General features: G+C 64.6%; 16 protein-coding genes and 1 tRNA gene. 10 read left to right on the forward strand and 7 right to left on the reverse strand.

The annotated features are described in order from the left end of the window. Nucleotide 1: 1 nt before the first annotated feature. Nucleotides 2-682 (reverse strand): carbonic anhydrase, encoded by a 681-nt coding sequence (locus ACCQ03_RS10020; protein WP_017155853.1) that lies wholly within the window; start codon nt 680-682, stop codon nt 2-4. A 114-nt stretch (nt 683-796) separates the two neighbouring features. Beyond that, nucleotides 797-1,117, reverse strand: a complete 321-nt coding sequence (locus ACCQ03_RS10025; RefSeq protein WP_017155852.1) for a hypothetical protein — start codon at nt 1,115-1,117, stop codon at nt 797-799. Nucleotides 1,118-1,453: 336 nt separating this feature from the next. Here ACCQ03_RS10025 and ACCQ03_RS10030 point away from each other — a divergent pair, with 336 nt between their 5' ends. From ACCQ03_RS10030 to rnt, 9 genes are all read left to right on the forward strand, one after another. Beyond that, entirely contained in the window at nt 1,454-2,704 is a 1,251-nt protein-coding gene (locus ACCQ03_RS10030; protein ID WP_209226452.1) for an OprO/OprP family phosphate-selective porin, read from the forward strand. 188 nt (nt 2,705-2,892) lie between these two features. Beyond that, nucleotides 2,893-3,912, forward strand: coding sequence for a phosphate ABC transporter substrate-binding protein PstS (gene pstS, locus ACCQ03_RS10035; protein ID WP_057677704.1), 1,020 nt, complete (start codon nt 2,893-2,895; stop codon nt 3,910-3,912). Nucleotides 3,913-4,263: 351 nt separating this feature from the next. Next, nucleotides 4,264-5,355 (forward strand): phosphate ABC transporter substrate-binding protein PstS, encoded by a 1,092-nt coding sequence (gene pstS / locus ACCQ03_RS10040; RefSeq protein ID WP_017155849.1) that lies wholly within the window; start codon nt 4,264-4,266, stop codon nt 5,353-5,355. 112 nt (nt 5,356-5,467) lie between these two features. Next, the gene (gene pstC, locus ACCQ03_RS10045) at nt 5,468-6,442 is read left to right on the forward strand and encodes a phosphate ABC transporter permease subunit PstC (RefSeq protein WP_003487154.1); all 975 of its coding nucleotides are present in this window, start codon (nt 5,468-5,470) and stop codon (nt 6,440-6,442) included. Next, complete coding sequence (gene pstA / locus ACCQ03_RS10050; protein ID WP_209226457.1) at nt 6,442-7,311, forward strand: phosphate ABC transporter permease PstA; 870 nt, start codon at nt 6,442-6,444, stop codon at nt 7,309-7,311. The genes pstC and pstA overlap by 1 nt, the downstream gene beginning before the upstream one ends. A gap of 22 nt (nt 7,312-7,333) precedes the next feature. After that, nucleotides 7,334-8,164: a phosphate ABC transporter ATP-binding protein PstB gene (pstB, locus tag ACCQ03_RS10055; protein ID WP_209226460.1), complete on the forward strand. Its 831-nt coding sequence runs from the start codon at nt 7,334-7,336 to the stop codon at nt 8,162-8,164. 128 nt (nt 8,165-8,292) lie between these two features. Next, nucleotides 8,293-9,003: a phosphate signaling complex protein PhoU gene (gene phoU, locus ACCQ03_RS10060; RefSeq protein ID WP_209226461.1), complete on the forward strand. Its 711-nt coding sequence runs from the start codon at nt 8,293-8,295 to the stop codon at nt 9,001-9,003. A 114-nt stretch (nt 9,004-9,117) separates the two neighbouring features. Beyond that, nucleotides 9,118-9,525, forward strand: coding sequence for an RcnB family protein (locus ACCQ03_RS10065; protein ID WP_209228335.1), 408 nt, complete (start codon nt 9,118-9,120; stop codon nt 9,523-9,525). Nucleotides 9,526-9,784: 259 nt separating this feature from the next. Then, nucleotides 9,785-10,426 carry a ribonuclease T gene (gene rnt / locus ACCQ03_RS10070; RefSeq protein ID WP_104620487.1) on the forward strand — a complete coding sequence of 214 codons (642 nt, stop codon included), beginning with the start codon at nt 9,785-9,787 and terminating at the stop codon, nt 10,424-10,426. 232 nt (nt 10,427-10,658) lie between these two features. Here the strand turns inward: rnt and ACCQ03_RS10075 are convergent, their stop codons facing one another. The 4 genes from ACCQ03_RS10075 to rnr form a co-directional block, all read right to left on the reverse strand. Further along, complete coding sequence (locus ACCQ03_RS10075; protein ID WP_209226468.1) at nt 10,659-13,694, reverse strand: ligand-binding sensor domain-containing diguanylate cyclase; 3,036 nt, start codon at nt 13,692-13,694, stop codon at nt 10,659-10,661. A gap of 264 nt (nt 13,695-13,958) precedes the next feature. Beyond that, a complete protein-coding gene (gene rlmB, locus ACCQ03_RS10080) occupies nt 13,959-14,708 on the reverse strand; it encodes a 23S rRNA (guanosine(2251)-2'-O)-methyltransferase RlmB (protein WP_057677697.1) in 750 nt (249 codons plus the stop codon). A gap of 312 nt (nt 14,709-15,020) precedes the next feature. Continuing rightward, nucleotides 15,021-15,494 carry a GFA family protein gene (locus tag ACCQ03_RS10085; RefSeq protein WP_057677696.1) on the reverse strand — a complete coding sequence of 158 codons (474 nt, stop codon included), beginning with the start codon at nt 15,492-15,494 and terminating at the stop codon, nt 15,021-15,023. Between the two features lie 280 nt (nt 15,495-15,774). Next, nucleotides 15,775-18,303, reverse strand: a complete 2,529-nt coding sequence (rnr, locus tag ACCQ03_RS10090; RefSeq protein WP_057677695.1) for a ribonuclease R — start codon at nt 18,301-18,303, stop codon at nt 15,775-15,777. Nucleotides 18,304-18,424: 121 nt separating this feature from the next. Between rnr and ACCQ03_RS10095 the strand changes: the two genes are divergently transcribed. Continuing rightward, nucleotides 18,425-18,511 (forward strand) — tRNA-Leu (locus tag ACCQ03_RS10095). A 351-nt stretch (nt 18,512-18,862) separates the two neighbouring features. Here ACCQ03_RS10095 and ACCQ03_RS10100 read toward each other — a convergent pair. Then, nucleotides 18,863-20,383, reverse strand: a complete 1,521-nt coding sequence (locus ACCQ03_RS10100) for a platelet-activating factor acetylhydrolase IB subunit (RefSeq protein WP_170922367.1) — start codon at nt 20,381-20,383, stop codon at nt 18,863-18,865. Between the last annotated feature and the right edge of the window lie 165 nt (nt 20,384-20,548).

Consider the following 20,548-nt stretch of genomic DNA (forward strand, 5'->3'; position numbering starts at 1 on the left):
GTCAGGCGAGTTCAGCGCGCACGACTTGCTGCAGTCGCGGGCGTGGGGTGGCTTCGGGGGTGCTTTCGGCCAGCAGTGGCCGGAAGCCACCCTTCTCGGCATCGAAGGCCCGGATCTCCCCATGGGCGATATCGTAGATCCAGCCGTGGATGCGCAAGGTGCCTGCCGCCAGGCGTGCTGCCACCACCGGCTGCGTGCGCAGGTGGTCCAGCTGCGAGACCACGTTTTCCTCGGTCATGCAGCTCAGCGCCTCCTGGCTCTGCGGATCGTGCCCGTGATGCGCGGTGACATGGCGCGCCGCATCGGTGTGCTTGAGCCACGCTGCCACGGAGGGCACGTCTTCCAGCGACTCCGGCTTGAGCACGGCCTTCATCGCGCCGCAGTCGGTGTGACCGCAGATCACGATATGGCGCACGCCCAGCACTGCGATCGCGTATTCGATCGCTGCCACCACGCCACTGACATGCTGCGAGTACGGCGGCACCACATTGCCGATGTTGCGGTAGACGAACAGCTCGCCTGGCTGCGCGGAGAAGATCAGCTCCGGCATGACGCGCGAATCTGCGCAGGTGATGAACAGCGTATGCGGGCTCTGGCCGCCTGCCAGTTCCTGAAAGCGCGCACTCTGGCGCGGATACACTTCCTTACGGAAATGACGAAAACCTTCTAGCAAACTTTCCATGGGAGATTCCTCTAGGCAACGAATGGCCATCCGCGGCAAAACCGCGAATTGCAAAGACAAACAAATCAATTGGGAATCCGGCGCGGAACGCACCGGGTGCAGCGACAGCGTGGATCAGCCAAGCAGTGCGTTTGGAGGGCGCAGCTGTGGGATCAGGTCGCGTTTTTGATTTGCCGGCGCGTGATGCGCGTGCCACGAGGGGGAATACCGCGCCAGCATCGGCCATGCTTGGGAGAGCAAGGGGATATCGTCTGCAGGCTGTGTGTCGACTTGGCTCTGTGCTTCGCCGTCGTCCTGCGGATCTTCTGCTGCATCGCGTTCTTCGCCAGCATCCACCATTACCGCCAGGCCGTCGCCCACGAACGCATCATGCATGCGCGCGTGCGCGTTGGCTGCCGACCACGCGGAGAGCGCGAGCAGGCAGACCAACAGCATTTGGAGGAATCGAGGAAACATGGCCTCGAAGCTAACAATTTTGACGCCGCGTATGCAAGTGGTGCGCCGCACAAACTGACGCAAGTGTTCATGCTGACTGGCTCCAGTTCAGGCCGTCAGCGGGCCAGCCCGGATATTCAAGGTTTTGAGGTCGCCGCCGGGCGCTGTCATAAACCGGCTCCGTTCAGCTTCTTGACACACAATGACATAGTTGAAACGCACGTAAACTCTTGTCTTTATTAGCAAAAATCACGTATTACGTTTCTGTTGTTTTGTCACATTAACGCAACCTTCACACCCTAGCCTGCGCCCACTTTCTCAGGTCGCAAGGCATCTATGAAACTCGCTCCCACCCTGCTTGGTTCCGCGCTGCTGCTGGCCTTGGCCGCCCCCGCAGCACACGCCGAGATCGCCATCGATGTGATCGGTGGTTCGGAAATCTCGCTGGAAGGCCTGGTCCAGGCCGACGGCAATTGGTTCCACAACGATGTGCAGGACCTCAATGGCCCGATCGGCGCCAATGGCGACAATTCCGAATTCAGCATCCGGCGCGCCGAGCTGGTCCTCAAGGGCAAGGGCCCGGGCAACTTCGAATGGGTCGCCGGCTATGACCCCAGCGTGCTGAAGGAAGTCACCATCCGTGGCACCACCATTCGCAGCACCGGCCGCTTCCTGGATAACAATATCAAGTACAAGTTCGGCGGCAACGCGAACAATTACCTGCAGATCGGCCAGTTCAAGCAGCCCAACAGCCTGGAAGAACTGTCCAGCACCAAGAACAACGACTTCGTCTCCAAGGCGTCGGTGACCAACACCTATGGCATCTCGCGCCGGCTGGGCGTGGCCTACGGCATGGGCGACAACAATTGGAGCCTGACCGCCAGTGCGTTCGGCCGCGAACTGACCCGTAACCAGGCACACGGCAGCGGCTACGGTGCGCGCGGCACCTGGGCGCCGATCAACGAGACCGGCAACGTGCTGCACTTCGGTCTCAGCTACCTGGCCTACGACACCGACGACGACACCCTGCGCCTGCGTGCCCGCCCGGACGCCGACCTGACCACCATTCGCCTGATCGACAGCGGCGCCATCACCAATGTGGACAACGTCGGCGTGGCCGGTGCCGAGGCGATGTGGATCACCGGGCCGTTCAAGCTGCAGAGCGAGTACTTCCAGGAAAACGCCAACCGTATCGGTGCCAATGCGCACGACTATAAGAGCGACGGCTGGTACGTGAGCGGCGTCTGGAACCTCACCGGCGAAACCTGGGGCTACAAGGCTGGCGTGCCGACCACCCCGCTGCCCAACGAGCCGGCATCGGGCATGTGGCAGCTGGCGGTGCGCTACGACACCCTGGACCTCAACGATGGCCACCTGGTCGCCAACGGCAATACCCCGTTCGTCGATGGCGTGCTGGGCGGCAAGATGAACATCTGGACGGTCGGCGCCAATTGGTACTGGCGCTCCAACTTCAAGCTGGCGCTCGACTACGCCAAGGTCGACAGCACGCGCTACAACAGCACCACGCGCGGCCTGGTCGACGATAACCCGTCGATCATCGAAGCACGCGCGCAGTTCTACTGGTAAGTGCGTCGCCACCACGTGCGCTCGGTCAAGCGCACGCGGTGGCAGCCGCCACTTCCTGCCGGCTTGAACATCCGACGGCGCAACGCCGTCATCGGCCTGTCATTTCCCAGACACCGCATGGTCATGCCGTTGCCCTGCAATGGCACCACGGCGGGACGTCCTCATCCCTTCGCTACAGGAGCTGTTCCGTGATCCACTCCTTCAAGACCCGTCTGGCCGTCGGCGTACTCGCCGTCTCGCTGGCACTGTGTGCCCAGGCTGCCGATGTCACCGGTGCCGGTGCGTCGTTCATCTACCCGGTGATGTCCAAGTGGTCTGCCGACTACAACGCCGCCACCAAGAAGCAGGTCAACTACCAATCGATCGGTTCGGGCGGCGGTATCGCCCAGATCAAGGCGGCCAGCGTGGACTTCGGCTCGTCCGATGCCCCGCTCAAGCCGGAAGAACTGGCCGCTGCCGGCCTGGCGCAGTTTCCCTCGGTGATCGGCGGCGTGGTGCCGGTGGTCAACGTGCCCGGTATCGCCGCCGGCACGCTCAAGCTCGATGGCAAGACCCTGGGCGACATCTTCCTGGGCAAGGTCAGCACCTGGAACGACCCGGCCATTGCCGCGCTGAACCCGGGCATGAAACTGCCGGAAGGCAAGATCACCGTGGTGCACCGCTCCGATGGTTCGGGCACCAGCTTCAACTTCACCAACTACCTGTCCAAGGTCAACCCGGACTGGAAGAGCAAGGTTGGCGAAGGGACTGCCGTGCAATGGCCGACCGGCATCGGCGGCAAGGGCAACGAGGGCGTGGCCGCCTACGTGAAGCAGATCAAGGGCGGCATCGGCTACGTGGAGCTGTCGTACGCGCTGCAGAACAAGATGGCCTACACCTCGATGAAGAACGCGGCCGGCAAGTTCGTGCAGCCGTCGGATGAAACCTTCGCCGCCGCTGCCAACAGCGCCGACTGGGGCACGGCCAAGGACTTCTACCTGGTGATGACCAACGCGGCCGGCGATAACGCCTGGCCAATCACGGCGACCAATTTCATTCTGGTGCAGAAAAAGCCGAAGAACCCGGCGGGCCTGAAGAACACGCTGGACTTCTTCCGCTGGGTCTACACCAAGGGCGATGCGCAGGCCAAGCAGTTGGACTACGTGCCGCTGCCGGACACGCTGGTGACCCAGATCGAGGCGTACTGGGCCAAGAATCTGCCGCACTAAGGACGGCGCAGGCCCCTGATATAGCGGCCAAGGTGGGGCAAGCCATGCTTTAAAACCGCATGGGCGGTTATCTGGTGCATGCCGGCGACCTGCATGGCCACCTGAAATGGCCACCAGGTGCCCTGCACTAAGGCCCGGCGGCAAGCACGAAAACGCGTAAAGGAACGACGCCGTCTCTCTCCCCGGCGTCGGCCCCGGGACGCGGATCCCGGAGGGCGCCACGCCCTCCGGGATCCGCGTCTTTTTTTTGTGATGCGTTGGCCAGAAGGCGCTGTCATGCAGGTGTAACAAAAACATCATTTCATAGTGTGGTCTGCCGGAGACACCGGCCAATCCAGCCTCGGAGCTTCCATGAAATTGCAGTCGGCCAGCCTGACCGCCCTGTCCCTCACCATCGCCCTCGCCCTGGCCGCGTGTTCGCCCGGCAAGGACGCGCCGTCCGCAGACGCCGCAAAGGGCGCGCCGACCGCAGGCGCCACCGCCAGCGACAGCAAGGGCGCTGAGATTTCCGGCGCCGGTGCTTCCTTCATCTACCCGCTAGTGTCCAAGTGGTCGGCCGACTACAACGCCGCCACCGGCAACAAGGTCAACTACCAGTCGATCGGCTCCGGCGGCGGCATTGCGCAGATCAAGGCCGGCACGGTGGATTTCGGGTCGACCGACAAGCCGCTGGACAGCACGGAACTGCAACAGGCTGGCCTGGGCCAGTTCCCGTCGGCCATCGGCGGCGTGGTGCCGGTCGTCAATCTGGAAGGCATCGCCCCGGGCAAGCTGCGCCTGACCGGCGCCCTGCTGGGCGACATCTTCCTGGGCAAGGTCACCATGTGGAACGACGCGGCCATTGTCGCGGCCAACCCGGGCGTGACCCTGCCCGCCACCAAGATCAACCTGGTGCATCGCTCGGATGGGTCGGGCACCACCTTCAACTTCTCCAACTACCTGTCCAAGGTCAGCCCGGAGTGGAAAAGCAAGGTCGGCGAAGGCACCTCGGTGCAGTGGCCGGGTGGCGTGGGCGGCAAGGGCAATGAGGGCGTTGCCTCGTACGTGCAGCAGATCAAGGGCTCGATCGGCTATGTCGAGCTGGCCTACGCGCTGCAGAACAAGATGCCGTACACCTCGCTGCAGAACGCGGCCGGCCAGTGGGTCGAGCCGAATGCGGAAAGCTTCGCCGCCGCCGCTGCCAGCGCCGACTGGGCCAACGCCCGTGACTTCAACCTGGTGATCACCAATGCACCGGGCGAGAAGGCCTGGCCGATCACCGCCACCAACTTCATGTTGATGCACAAGCAGCCCAAGGACGCCAAGCGCAGCAAGGCGACGCTGGACTTCTTCAAGTGGGCGCTGGAAAGCGGCCAGGCCCAGGCCAGCGAATTGCACTACGTGCCGCTGCCGCCGGAGCTGGTGAAGCAGATCGAAGCCTATTGGGGCAGCGAGTTCAAGTAATGCCCTGCACCTGCCCATGCGGCAGGCTGCGCTGCGGCGAGGTACCTGAAGGTGCCTCGCCGTTCCTGCTGTCTCACGCTCCCGCCGTTGCGCGGGTGACGAGTCCAATCGAATGAATGCCACCGCCATTCCCGAAGCGATGACCGCGCCCCGCGGCCGCGACCTGCGCGACGCACGCGCCGATCGCCTGTTCAAGCTTGCGCTGGCCGCCACGGTCGTTTTCGTCCTGTTGGCGCTCGGCAGCGCGGCACTGTCGATGCTGTGGGGCGGACGCCATGCCTTGCAGATGCAGGGCCTGAGTTTCTTCTATTCGGCCGACTGGAATCCGGTCGAAAACAAATACGGTGCGCTGGCACCGATCTACGGCACCCTGGTCACCGCAGTCATTGCGATGCTGATTGCGGTGCCGGTGAGTTTCGGTATCGCGTTCTTTCTAACCGAGGTGGCACCGCGTTGGTTGCGTGGCCCGGTGGGCACCGCCATCGAATTGCTGGCCGGCATCCCGTCGATCATCTACGGCATGTGGGGCCTGTTCGTGCTGGTGCCGGTGATGACCGAACACGTCACACCATGGCTCAACGATCATCTCGGCACGCTGCCGCTGATCGGCCCGTTGTTCCAGGGCCCGCCGTTGGGCATCGGCCTGCTGACGGCCGGCTTCGTGCTGGCAATCATGGTGATTCCCTTCATTTCCTCGGTGATGCGCGAAGTCTTTTTGACCGTGCCCACGCGCTTGAAGGAATCGGCGTACGCGCTGGGCTCGACCAAATGGGAAGTGAGCTGGGACATCGTGCTGCCCTACACCCGCTCGGCGGTGATCGGTGGCGTGTTCCTGGGGCTGGGGCGTGCGCTGGGCGAAACCATGGCGGTGGCCTTCGTGGTCGGCAACACGGTACGTCTGTCGCCGTCGCTGCTGGAGCCTGGCACCACCATCGCGGCGTTGATCGCCAACGATTTCGGCGAGGCCACCGAAACCTACCGGTCGGCATTGCTGCTGCTGGGCTTCGTGCTGTTCATCGTGACCTTCATCGTGCTGGCCATCGCGCGCTTCATGCTGATGCAGTTGTCGCGTCGGGAGGGTAACTGATGTCCGCCGCTTCGGTGTCGCAATCGCTGTACAACCGCCGCCGGGTCACCAACGCCATCGCGTTGCTGCTCTCGTGCGTCACTGCATTGTTTGGTCTGTTCTTCCTGGCCTGGATCCTGTGGACGCTGGTGTCCAAGGGCGTGCCGGGCATCGACCTCAACCTGTTTACCAAGATGACGCCGCCGCCGATGCAGGAAGGCGGCCTGCTCAACGCCTTCTTCGGCAGTGCGGTGATGTGCGGGCTGGCGCTGGCCATCGGCACGCCGCTGGGGATTGCAGCCGGCACCTGGCTGGCCGAGTACGGCAACGCGCGCAAGGCCGGCGTGGTGGTGCGCTTCGTCAACGACATCCTGTTGTCGGCGCCCTCGATCGTGCTGGGCCTGTTCGTCTACACCTTGTACGTGATGCAGACCGGCGGGCGCTTTTCGGCATTCGCCGGTGCGCTGTCGCTGGCCTTCATCGTGCTGCCGGTGGTGGTGCGCACCACCGACGAGATGCTGCGGTTGGTGCCGGCGCAGATGCGTGAAGCGGTATTGTCGTTGGGCATTCCCCAATGGAAAGTCACGGTGCAGGTGCTGTACCGCAGCGCCTCGGCAGGCATCGTCACCGGCGTGCTGCTGGCGCTGGCACGCATCAGTGGCGAAACCGCACCGCTGCTGTTCACCGCGTTCGGCAACCAGTACTGGAACAGCAACATCTTCCAGCCGATGGCCAGCGTGCCGGTGATCATGAACCAGTTTGCCGGCAGCCCGTACGACACCTGGCAAACGCTGGCCTGGGCCGGCGCGCTGGTACTGACCGTGTTCGTGTTGCTGGTCAGCCTGGGTGCGCGCGCCATGCTCTTGCGCAACAAGATCTCCAATGACTGACCTTTCCTTCCGGACACCCGACATGGACGATCTCCAAAACGCCAAGCCGATGCATCGCATCGCTGTTCCGGCCGCCACTGGGGCGCCGACGGCGCAGGCGCCGGTGAAGGTGGCCGCACGCAATCTGGATTTCTATTACGACAAATACCACGCGCTCAAGAGCATCAACATCGAGATCCCCGAAAAGCGCGTCACCGCGTTGATCGGTCCCTCCGGCTGCGGCAAGTCGACCTTGCTGCGCATCTTCAACCGCATCTATGCGCTCTACCCGAAGATGGAAGCGCGCGGCGAGGTCTTGCTGGACAACGAAAACATCCTGTCGCCGAAGTACCCGATGAACCGCCTGCGCAGCAAGGTGGGCATGGTGTTCCAGAAGCCGGTGCCGTTTCCGATGACCATCTTCGAAAACGTGGCTTACGGCATCCGTCACCACGAAAAACTGTCCAAGGCCGACATGCAGAACCGCGTCGAGCAGGCCTTGCGTCAGGGCGCGCTATGGGACGAGGTGAAGGACAAGCTGGGGCAGAGCGCGCTGGGGCTGTCCGGCGGCCAGCAGCAGCGCCTGTGCATCGCACGTGCGGTGGCGCTGCGCCCGGATGTGTTGTTGCTGGACGAACCGACGTCCGCGCTGGACCCGATCTCCACCAGCCGTATCGAGCAACTGGTAGAAGAGCTCAAGCGCGACTACACCATCGTGATCGTGACCCACAACATGCAGCAGGCCGCCCGCGTCTCCGACTACACCGCCTTCATGTACCTGGGCGACCTGATCGAGCACGACCGCACCGAAACCATTTTTTCCCAGCCATCCAAGCAGCAGACCGAGGACTACATCACCGGCCGCTTCGGTTGATGTAAGGCGCGCCAGCGCAACGCCGCATTGACGCAGTTCCGCCGCACCGCCCGGCACGACATTTGCATCGTCTGCCATGTCGCCAAGGTAACGGCGGACATCCACCACTGCCACGAATCGAGATCACGATGAACCAGCACCTCAACGACCATATCGTCAAAAGCTACGACGAGGAGCAGTACCGTCTTGTCGCCGAGATCGTGCGCATGGGCGAGACGGCGGTGGCGCAGCTGGAAGCCGCACTGGATGTGGTGGAGCGTCGCGACGACAATGCCGCGCACCGCATCGTGGTCAACGACGAGGCGATCGACGCGCTGGAGCATGCAATCAGCCACGACGTGATGCGGCTGGCATTGCGCGGGCCGATGGCGCGCGATCTGCGCGAAATTCTTGCAGGCCTGCGGATTCCGGCCGATATCGAACGTATCGGCGATTACGCGGCCAACGTGGCCAAGCGCTCGATCGCGCTCAATTCCGCACCGCCGCTGCCGCAGACCGTGGGCCTGCGCGCGCTTGGCCAGATGGCGGCCGATGCGGTGCGCGAAGCCGTACAGGCGTATCGCAACAAGGATGCCGATGCGGCGATCCGCGTCCGCGACGAAGACGCACGCCTGGATGCGCAATACACCGCGTTGTTCCGCGAGCTGCTCACCTACATGATGGAAGACCCGCGCAATATCACCCCGTGTACGCATCTGCTGTTCATGGCAAAGAATCTGGAACGCATTGGCGACCACGCCACCAACATCGCCGAGAACGTCTGGTTCCTGGTGCATGGCGAGCAGCCCTTGCCTCCGCGGGTGAAGCGCGACGACACCAGCAGCACCGGCGTCATCTAGACCGCGGCGACGGTCGTGCCGGCGAGGTGTCGGAAGGCCTTCTCATTACGTATTCAGCTTGGAACTTCTAGGGTGCAGGTGCACAGGCATTTCCTGCGACGCAGGAGTCCGCTGATGAAACGCTTCATTGGATCTTTCATGGCCTTGACGCTGCTGACCTCTGGCGCAGCGTTTGCAGCGCCGCAGCAGCACGACCTCGATCACGACCGTGACCGCGATGCGCAGCGTCACGACGAACATGGCCCTGATCGCCGTGACGACCATCGTGACGACCATCGCGACGACCGGCACGACGACCGCCGCAACGCACATCACGACGATCATCGCAACGACCGGCGCGGCCCGCCGTATCGCCGCGGCGAGCGGCTGGCGCCGTACCATCGTGGCAGCCGCGTTGCCGACTACCACAAGCATCATCTCAAGCCGCCGCCGCGCGGGCACGAATGGCGTCGGGTGGACAACACGTATGTGCTGATCGCAGTCGCCACCGGGCTGATTGCCAGCGTCGTCGCGGCTCGCTAAGCGCTCGCTCACCGTGTCGTTAGGCAGGCCCGGTCCGTGGCAACGCGGATCGGGCCTCTTCGTTTCGGTATGGGGCGACGGCCGCTGCGTGGTCTGCAGTCGCCCGGCTCGAGAAACACGCTTGCAGACAGTGGGGCGGCAATGCATGCCAAGGCCAGTGGCGTTAGGTCATGCACCGGATCGCGTGGGTCTGCGCTGCCGCCGGTGTGAGCGTGCCAGCTGCAGCCAGGGCAGAGCCCGGCGTGCGACCTGCTAGGCTATGCGGATGAACGAACCGGTCGATGCACAGCCTGCCCCCTCCTTTTTGCCGATGTCGCGCCGCTTTCGTGGCTATCTGCCCGTGGTGGTGGATGTGGAAACCGGCGGGTTCGACTGGAACAGGCACGCACTGCTGGAGATCGCCTGCGTGCCGATCGAAATGGATGCCGATGGACGCTTCTTTCCCGGCGAGACCGCCAGCGCCCACCTGGTACCGGCGCCCGGGCTGGAGATCGACCCGAAGTCGCTGGAAATCACCGGAATCGTGCTCGACCACCCGTTCCGCTTCGCGAAACAGGAAAAGGACGCGCTGGATCATGTGTTCGCGCCGGTGCGCGCGGCAGTGAAGAAATACGGCTGCCAGCGCGCAATCCTGGTCGGCCACAACGCCCATTTCGACCTGAATTTTCTCAACGCGGCCGTGGCGCGCGTGGGCCACAAACGCAACCCGTTTCATCCTTTCAGCGTGTTCGACACGGTGACGTTGGCTGGCGTGGCCTACGGCCAGACCGTGCTGGCACGCGCCGCCCAGGCCGCAGGACTGGACTGGAATGCCGCCGACGCCCACAGCGCGGTCTACGACACCGAACAAACCGCACGCCTGTTCTGCAAGATCGCCAACGCCTGGCCCGGGCCGGTGTGAGGGCGGGATGCGGGAGTGGGCATTCGGGATTGGTAGAAGCGTCGTGGTTTCTGGATTGAGGCGGCCAATCGCGTACGTTTACCAAACACGAGCCGCAACCGTCTGATCACGACGCAGCACGGCTGCTTGCTGCCGTAGCCTCATCCGCCCTTCTGGGCACTTTCTCGTGCAGGAGAAGGAACACCTGCACTGCCGTTGCGAATCCCAAATCCCGATTCCCGAATCCCGGCGTCTAACCCACACAGATCCGATCGCGGCCGGCGCTCTTGGCCTCGTACAAGGCATGATCGGCACGCTGCATCAGCGACGAGCCGGTCTCGTCGTCGCGCAGCGCGGCAACACCGGCGCTGAAGGTCACCTGCAAGCCCTCGACGCTGGCCCAGTTGTGGCGGGCATGGAAGAGCGCGCGGATGCGCAGGCAGAGCGCCTGTGCCTCGTCCAACGTGGTGTCGGCCAATAGCAGCGCGAATTCTTCGCCGCCCAGGCGGGCCGGCAGATCCGAGGCGCGCGCGGCCGCGGTCAGGAGCACTCCCACCTCGTGCAGAACCGCATCGCCGCTGGCGTGCGAATAATGGTCGTTGATGCGCTTGAAGTGATCGATATCCAGAATCGCCAGCACCAGCGGCCGCGCACTGCGCCTTGCACGGCTGATATCGCGCGCCAGCGCTTCGTCGAAATGGCGACGGTTTGGCAGCCCGGTCAACGCATCTTCGTGCGCCTGGCGCTCGAACACATCGGACTTGATGCGCAAACGCGTCAAGAGTTCGCTCTTTTCCTGGTTGGCCTGCAGCAAACGCTGCGCCTGCCGTTGCAGGTCTTCGGTGCGCTTGCGCACCAGCTCGGCCAGGCGCGCGTTATGGGTCTGGTAGCGATGCAGCAACACGCGATACAGCAAGGCCAGCAGCAAGAGCGCCCCCAGCGCCGCGGCAAAGCGCACATCCTGGCGTTGCCACCACAGCGGCAATACCTCGAACGCCCACACCGCTTCGTGCGGGCTCCATGCCCCGCCCGGATGGCGCGCAGCCACGTGTAGACGATATCGGCCCGGCGGCAGGCCGATGAATTCCACGCTGCGCTGCCGGCCGCGTTCTGTCCAGGTATTGTCCAGGCCTTCCAGTCGGGTGCGGTATTCGATTCGCTCCGGCAGCAGAAAGCTCATGCCGACGTAGGACACGTTCAAGCGATGCCCGCCAGGCAATTGTGCGCGCTGGCGCCACACCAACGGGTTGCCATCTTGCTGCACGTTCTCGATCACTGCCGGCGGCGGGCGACGTTCGCGAAAGCGCTGCAGACGCGAGGGATCGACCATGCTCACCCCGCCAGCTGTCACCACCCACACCGTGCCGTCGGCACGCCGCAACAGGCTGGGGCCGGAACTACCGTTGGCCTGCGCATTGCCCATGCCGTCGATCTCGCCATAGCGTTCGATCGCGAGCGTGCCGCGCCCATCGGCCACTGCATCGAGCGTCTTGAATTCGGTACGCAGCACGCCGCGGTTGCTGCTGATCCACGCATTGCCAAGCCGGTCTTCGACAAGCTGGAACACCGTGTCAACCGGCATGCCCTGCTCCAGCCCGACGCGGGCGAGCACGCCATTGCGCTCGCGATACAGACCGCGGTCGGTCGCAATCCACATGGCATCGCCGATGGCCTGAAACCCGAACACGCTGCGCGCGCCGCCCAGTTGCTCCAGATTCAACTGGCGCAGCTTGCCGTTGCGCAGCACTGCCGCACCATCGACCGAACCGATCCACACCGCGCCATCGACGCTGGCCAATGCGGTCACCACGCTGACAGGCAAGCCTGCGATCGCCAACGGCGCGCGCTTGCCATCCACCAGCTGCACCACGCCACGCTGGGTTGCCAGCCATACCGCATCGCGGTCGTCGATCACGATCGCGCGGATATGCCCGCCGGGAATGCCCTCGGCCTCGCCGTAGTGGCGCAGCACGCGCCCAGCGCGCAATACGAACACGCCATCGGCATAGGTGCCCACCCAGAGATCGCCGCGCCGGTCCAACGCCAGACTGAGCACCGAAAGGCGTCGCCGGGAGGGTGTGACCACCGGCACCGGCACGATGCGCCCGTCCGGCAGCATCCGGTCCAGGCCGGCGGTTCCGGCGATCCACAGGCTGCCATCGCGGTCTTCCAACATGGCACGGCTGTAGTCGCCGCTTAATCCATCGCGCTGGCTGTAGCTGCTGAACAAGGTCTCGCGTAGCCGGAACAGACCGCCGTTGGCGCCGACCCAGATACTGCCTTCGGCGTCCTCTCGCAGGCTGACGATGCGCCCGGTCGGCAGGCTGCGACCGGCCGGCAGATGCTCCACGCCGTAAGGCCCGATCCGCAGCAGCCCCTGGTTTTCGCTGCCCAGCCACAGGTCGCCGTGGCGATCCTGCAGCATCGCGGTGAAGTGGCCCTGCCCCGGCACCCGATGCACCAGCTCGGCGCGCTCGCCCTGCAGGCGATACAGCTGATCGCCCGCAACCACCCACACCGTGCCGTCCGTTGCGCGATACGGCCATGCCAACCCCGGTGGAAACCCGAACGCGGCCGGCGCGCGGTGCATGCGCCCATCCGGTTCGCGATAGATCAATCCATCGAAGGTACCGATCAACAAGCGCCCCTGCGCATCGACCGCCATGCGCGGAAAGCTGCTCTGCAGCGGTGCGTCATCGTGCGGCGGGAAATAGTCGAAGCGCCCATCCGGCCACAGGCAACCCAGCCCGTGCCCTTCGAACAACAGCCACATGCGGCCTTCGGCATCCATGGTCATGGCATGGATCAACGCCTGCGGCCACTGCCCTTGCCGCTGCCACTGTCGCCATTGTCCGTCGGCACCATGCCGGACCAGATTGCCGCGCGCATCGCTCAGCCACAGCGCGCCATCGCGATCTACATACAGCGCACCGACGCCGTTATCGGGCAGCCCCGGGCACGTGCTGCGGTCGATCACGCTGAATTCCAGCCCGTTGTAGCGCACCAGGCCTTCCCAGGTCGCGAACCACAGATACCCGTCGCGGGTCTGGGCGATGTCGCGCAAGGAGTTGTGCGGGAGCCCGTTGCGCGAACTCCAGCTGTCGATGGCGTAATCGCGCAAGCGCGCCGTTCCGGCCGGCGAGGCAGCCGCAACAAGCGAACACAGCGCCAGCAGCAGGCAGGCGCCGACACCGAGCCAGCGCTGCTGGCGTCTGTTGTTTCGTCGTGCTGACGCCTGGACGCCGCAACTGCTCTCGCCTGTTTGCCAGGCGCCCACCCCATCGTTCATCACACACAACGCGCCGTTCGCTGGCGATATGGTAGGCAAAAACGTCGCACTGCGTTCGACGATGTCTGCGCAGGTCTGGAAAGCCTTGCTGCAACTCCCTGCGCGTGCGCCTGGCAGCGCCCCGCGACCTGCATCTGCGCGGAACATTGCGCAGTTGCCCATCGGCAATGCAACGATCAAGCGTTGGCGCTGCGGTGCATCGCCTAACGCGCGTGCGATACGCAGGCCGGCACGCCTGCGCCCGCACCTGATGCATGCAGGCCGTTAGGTGCCCAGGCGCTGGCGCACGGCCTCGAACAAGGTCACACCGGTCGCGACCGACACATTGAGGCTTTCGATTTCGCCGGGCATTGGGATCTTGACCAGGCCATCGCAGTGCTCGCGGGTGAGACGGCGCAGGCCATCGGCCTCGCCACCCAGCACCAGCCCGACATTGCCGCGCAGATCCACGCTATACAACGAAGCCTGTGCTTCGCCGGCCAAGCCATACAACCACACCCCCTGCTTCTGCAGGTCGCGCAGGCAGCGCGCCAGGTTGGTCACCGCCACCACCGGAATGCGGTCGGCCGCACCGGCGGAGGTCTTGCGCACGGTGGCGTTCACCGTGGCCGACTTGTCCTTGGGAATCACCACCGCGGTGACGCCCGCTGCTGCCGCACTGCGCAGGCATGCGCCAAGGTTGTGCGGGTCCTGCACGCCATCGAGGATCAGCACCAACGCGCGTCCTTCGGCGGCCTCGACCAACCCTTCCAGCTCGTTCTCGGCCCATAGCCGCGCGGCGGCATAGCGTGCGGCCACGCCCTGGTGGCGCACCTGCCCGCCCACGCCGTCCAGCGCCTGCGTGTTGACCCGGCGTACGTCGATGCCCTTGCGGCGCGCCTGTTCCTCGATCTCGGTCAGGCGCGGGTTCTTGCTGCCGGCCTCGATCAACACCTCGCGCACGTTGTCGGCGTCGTTCTCGACGGACGAGGCGACAGCATTGACGCCGACGATCCACTGGTTCTGCTTGCTCATTGCGCGGGCATACGAAAAGGTAAAGGGGAATGGTAGGGCTTGCGGCCTGTCACGTCACGGCCGGGGCATGCAGCCCGGCGATGCCAACGACGCGATGCGGCGATGGCACTGGTACTGGACGCGCAGCGCCCGAGGTCGAGGGCGCATGCCTGCATTGGACCGCATGCTGGCCGCGCACCCCCTTGTGCCGATGGATGCCTGCCAGTCGGTGCACCGGCGCGTCTTGCCGCGGCGAGTGGCAGCCGCGAGCGAGGTTTCGCCGTTACTGCTCGCATGCCGCGATCAGCAGCACACTCCAACCAGGGCGATGTCTCACGCAGGCCAATGCGCAGTGTCGTGATCCGGATGCTGCCGCGACACCACGCTGGCCAAAAAAGCCTCCGCGGCGGCATCGTCTTCGGGTGGACGCGTGGGCAGCTGCGCCAGGCCATCGACGAAGGGCAGCTTGCGATCCAAACCATATTGGATATGCGGCGGCAGCCGCTCCGGCATATCGAAGGCACCTGCCGCAACTGCCACGCCGTCGGGTGCCTCATACGTCAATGGCGTGCCGCAGTCGGCGCAAAAACCGCGCTGCACGACGTTCGACGATGCGAAGCGCCTGGGCTCGCCACGGGTCCAGCGAAACTCGGTGCCTCGTACTGACACCAGCGGCGCGTAATACGCGCCGAATGCCTTCTGGCACATGCGGCAATGGCAGATCGAAGCGTCCATCAACGCACCACGCACATGAAACCGCACCGCCCCGCACTGGCAGCCACCGCTATATTCGCTTGAAGTGTCCATGCCCTGCTCCGCGTCAGTCTATTACGGACACCATTGCAGACCCGCTTCCCTGCAATGGCCCCACCTGCTTTGCTAACAGCTAATAACACGACTGCGCTCATCACCAAGCGGACGCGGCTGGCAGTGGGAGTGGGACCTGGCCGGAAGCGCCGGCACGCTGCGGTTCATCAGCGTCGTCTACACCTACCCGACCACCCGCACTCAATTGTTAGTGGCTGCTCTTGTCACCACCTCGCGTGGCGGGCTGCCGTTTCGGCGGCCCGCAGCGGCGTTCTGCATCTCAGTACGATTTCTTTTTGCGCTTGGTCGGCTTCTCGCGTGGCGGCAGCGGCGCTTCGGGCGCTGCGCCATTTTCTTCGGCCAGGCGGAAGTCGATCTTGCGCTCCTCCATGCTGGCCTTGAGCACCAGCACGCGCACCGGGTCGCCAAGGCGGAACTCGCGACCACGGCGCTCGCCGCTGAGCGTCTTGCGAATCGGATCGAACTGGTAATAGTCCTGCGGCAGCTGCGTGACATGCACCAGTCCGTTGACCTTGGACTGCGTCAACTCCACGAACAAACCAAATCCTGTCACACCGCTGATCACGCCATCGAACTGGCCACCGACGTGCTTTTCCATCCACGCTGCGCGGTAGCGCTCGTCCACTTCGCGCTCGGCTTCATCGGCACGCCGTCCACGCTCGGAGCATTGCAGCGCCAGTGCCGCCATCTGCCGCGGCGTGTAGATGAATTTTTCCCGGCTGGCGCCGGTCAGCGCGTGCTTGATCGCGCGGTGCACCAGCAGGTCCGGATAACGGCGGATCGGCGAGGTGAAATGCGCGTATGCCTCCAACGCCAGACCGAAATGGCCGTTGTTCTCCGGCGAATACACCGCCAGGCTCTGGCTGCGCAGCAACACCGATTCCAGCAACGCCGCATCCGGGCGGGCGCGCACTTTTTTCAGCAACTTGGTGTAGTCGCCGGGGCGCACCTTGCTCCATGCCGGCAAGCTCAGCTGGAACTCCTTGAGGAACTCCAGCAGGTCTTCGTACTTGCTCTCCGGCGGGCGCTCATGCACACGGTAAGGCGCGGGCACGTGCACGCTCAGCAGGTAGCGCGCCGCCTCGACGTTGGCGGCGATCATGCATTCTTCGATGAGCTTGTGGGCATCGTTGCGCACCAGCATGCCGGCCTGGGTGACTTCGCCGGTGTTGTCGAGCACGAAGCGCACTTCGGAGGTTTCGAACTCAATCGCCCCGCGCTGCGTGCGCGCCTTCGACAGCACGTGATACAGCTGATGCAGGCGCTGCACCTGCGGCAACAGCGGGCCGATGAAGGCCTTGGTGTCGGCATCGTCCTCGCCCACCGCCTTCCAGACCTGGTTATAGGTCAGGCGTGCGTGCGAATTCATCACCGCTTCGTAGAAGCGCGAGCCGGTCACTTCGCCATCGCGGCCCACCTGCATATCGCAGACGAAACACATGCGGTCGACCTTGGGCATCAGCGAGCAGATGCCGTTGGACAGCGTTTCCGGCAGCATCGGCACCACGAAGCCGGGGAAATACACCGAGGTGGCACGCTTTTGCGCCTCGTCGTCCAGCGGCGTCCCGGGACGCACGTAGTTGGACACATCGGCGATTGCCACCACCAGACGGAAGCCGTCGGCGTTGGGCTCGCAATACACTGCGTCATCGAAATCCTTGGCGTCTTCGCCATCGATGGTGACCAGTGGCATCTGCCGCAGGTCCACGCGCCCACCGATCATCTGTGGCTCGACCACCAGCGGCACGGCCGCGGCTTCGTCCAGCACTTCCTGCGGGAATTCGTGCGGCAGTTCGTGGCCGTGGATGGCCATTTCAACCACCAGCGACGGCGTCAGCTTGTCACCCAGCACCGCGATGATCTTGCCGATCGCCGGGCGACGCGCGTCCGGCGGCGCGATCAGTTCGCAAACCACCAATTGGCCTTCGCGTGCCTCGCCGATACCGTCCGGGGCGATCTGCACATTGCGCTGGATGCGCTTGTCGTCGGGGTCGACGTAAGCCACACCGTGCTCATAGAAAAAACGCCCCAGCATGCGCGACATGCCACGCTCGAGCACGCGCGCGATGGCGCCTTCGCGACGGCCGCGGCGGTCGATGCCGGTGACATTGGCCAGCGCGCGGTCGCCATGCATGACTTTGCGCATTTCGAACGGCGGCAGGAACAGGTCATCGCCGCCCTCGTCGGGCTTGAGGAAACCGAAGCCCTCCGGATTGGCGATGACCACACCGGCGATCAGGCTGGTCTGCTGCACCGGCGCGTAGCCGCCGCGGCGGTTCTGCACCAGTTGCGCTTCGCGCACCATTGCGGCCAGACGCTTGCCCAGCGCATCGATGCGGCCACTCAGATTGAGCTGCTCGGCAATTTCTTCGGCGGTCTGCGGACCGTCGCAGGCTTCAAGCAATTGCAGGATGGCCTCGCGGCTGGCAATCGGCTCGGCATACCGAAGCGCCTCGCGCTCGGCATGCGGATCCTTGAATTCGGCAGTCGCAGGCGCAGCGGTCTGGAAGCGTTCCGGCGGCGGCGCAGACGGACCACTCTTGCGCGGATGCGGGGCGCGCGGCGCAGGCGGCGCGGCCGCCGGCTGGGGCGAGGCTTTGGAGGGGTTGGATGCTTTGTCGGCAGCGCGCTTGTCGGCTGACTTGGTCGATGCGCCGGCTGCGGCGCGGACCAGGAAGTCTGGCATCCAGCCCGGCAACTTCTGCTGTTCGGCAGTGCTGGAATCGCCTGCGCCGGTGGATTTGCGGCGACTCGGCCGATCGGAATCTGGGGTTTTTTTCTTTGTCATTGCCTACATGGTACTGCGTGGCGCGGCGAGATGGGCGGCAAGGCCGGCGCGACCGCCGAGGATTGCCGTATAGAAACCATTGACAAGACTTCCAGGAGCCTGCAAAATTCGCGGCTCACCTGCCCAGGTGGCGGAATTGGTAGACGCACTAGCTTCAGGTGCTAGCGGGGGCAACTTCGTGGAGGTTCGAGTCCTCTTCTGGGCACCAGTTTAAAAAGACCTCCGAGCAATCGGGGGGGTCTTCTGGTTTCTGGGGTTCGAACATGCAGTGCTCTGCACTCGATTGCCGCGCCAAGCCCTTGCCGGGAGCCCGGCCCCCGGCTCGGCCGTTCGGCGTTGGAACTGCAGACCAGGCCATGCCCGGCCGTACCTGAGACGCAGAAGGCCCGGCTTGAGCCGGTTGGCCGTTACCAGCTCCATGCAGGAATGCGGGCCCGCGCAATGCTAAAAATCAAGCGCGACTGTCGGCCCGCACGATGCAGCGGCGCGCGGGCGGCCGCACTGCACCACTTACCAGCCGCGCTCGCCTTTCCATGAACACCCCGGCGTGCCGCCCCCGTTACGGCGCAGCGGTAATCCCCGCGTCGCGCAGCGCCTGCGCCCAGATGCGGTAGCCGGACTCGCTGGGATGTGTGCCATCGGGCATCAACGCGTCGGGCAGCGTGCCGTCGGGCTGCAGCATCTTCGGGCCGATATCGACCAACTGCACCGCTGGATCCTTGGCATAGCGCGCAACCAGCAGTCGGTTTGTCTCGGCGATCGGCGCGCGCCGCGCATCGTCGGCGTTGCGGCCACGCGGCATGATCGCCATCAGGATCAGCTTGCTGTTGGGCAAGCGGCGACGCAGCTCGGCGACCACCGCCTCCACGCCCTGGGCAGTCTCGGCCGGGGTGCTGGCGCGCGACTGGGCGGTGCCGGTGAGATTGTTGGTGCCGATATGCAACACCACCCATTGCGGATCCAGGCCGTCGAGTTCGCCCTGGCGGATGCGCCACAGCACATTTTGCGTGCGATCCCAGCCGAAGCCCAGATTCAGCACCGGTCGCGTGCCATACAGCCATTGCCACGATTCCGGGCCACTGACACGGGTGGCCTGCGGCGGCCCGGACCAGAAATGGGTGATCGAGTCGCCGATCATCACCACCTCCGGCTTCAGGCTGCGCGCAACGGCTAGCGCCGCGTGGTGGCGTGCGTACCAGTCGTAGGAATCCTGCTCCAGCCAGTCGACCGGCATCAGCGAGGTCGCCGCGTCACGGCCGAGTTCGGCCACCGGCTTGACCGGTGGCTCGCCCAGCAGCCGCGCCAGCGTGGGCTCGATCGCTTCGGCCAGCATGCGCTGCCCCCGCGTGTCCGGATGCAAGGCACCGGCCGCCGGACGGAACCGGGTGTCGTAAAACAGCTCGGTGCGCAGCTTGCCGTCGCACTGGAAAACCGAGCTCACATCCAGATAGGTCACGCGCGGATTGTCGCCGTAACGCACGGCCAGGCCCTGATTGATCTGTACATCGCGACGCGATTTTTCGCTGGAGAGATCGCTGGGCAACACGCTCAGCAGGAGGATGTGCGTGCGCGGCAGCTTCTGTTCGATCGTCGCGACCACCGCATCGATACCCAGTTGGGTCTGTTCGGCAGTTTGACTGAGATGGCCGGTGTTGTTGGTGCCGATCAGCACCAGCGCGACCTTCGGCTGCAGCCCGTCGACTTCGCCATTGGCCAGCCGCCACAGCACGTTTTCGGTGCCGTCGCCACTGAAACCCAGATTGAGCGCACCGCGGCTGCCGTAGAAGGTTTGCCAGGTCGGTTGGAAGTCTTCGTCCGGCGCCTTGGCTTTTTCGTAGTTTTGAGTGATCGAATCGCCGATCAGCAGCAACTTGGTATCCGGGTGCTGCTTGACCTGTTCCAGCACCTGCGCATGCCGCTGCGCCCACCAGGACTCGCGCAGACGATCGGTTGGCACGATCGAAGGCGGCGTCTGCGCACCTGCCGTGGCGCAGACCAGCAATAGCGCGCAGCACACCAGCGCGGGCGCGACGGCAGACAGCAAAGGACGGGAAAGCACAGCGTGCAACGACCGGAACATGCGCGCACCAGCAGCGGGAAGAAGCGGCGATTGTGGTCCGCGGGCGCAGCGAACGACAAGCGTGCCCATGCAGCGCCCGTGCTCAGGCGCTGCGCGATAGCGAATGTGTGCGGGCGGCTCGGCGGCTCACGCAAGGCAACTGCATCCAGGCCACGCGCGCCAGCC

It is taken from the genome of Xanthomonas sp. NCPPB 3569, from assembly GCF_041475645.2.
Classification (GTDB): domain Bacteria; phylum Pseudomonadota; class Gammaproteobacteria; order Xanthomonadales; family Xanthomonadaceae; genus Xanthomonas; species Xanthomonas phaseoli.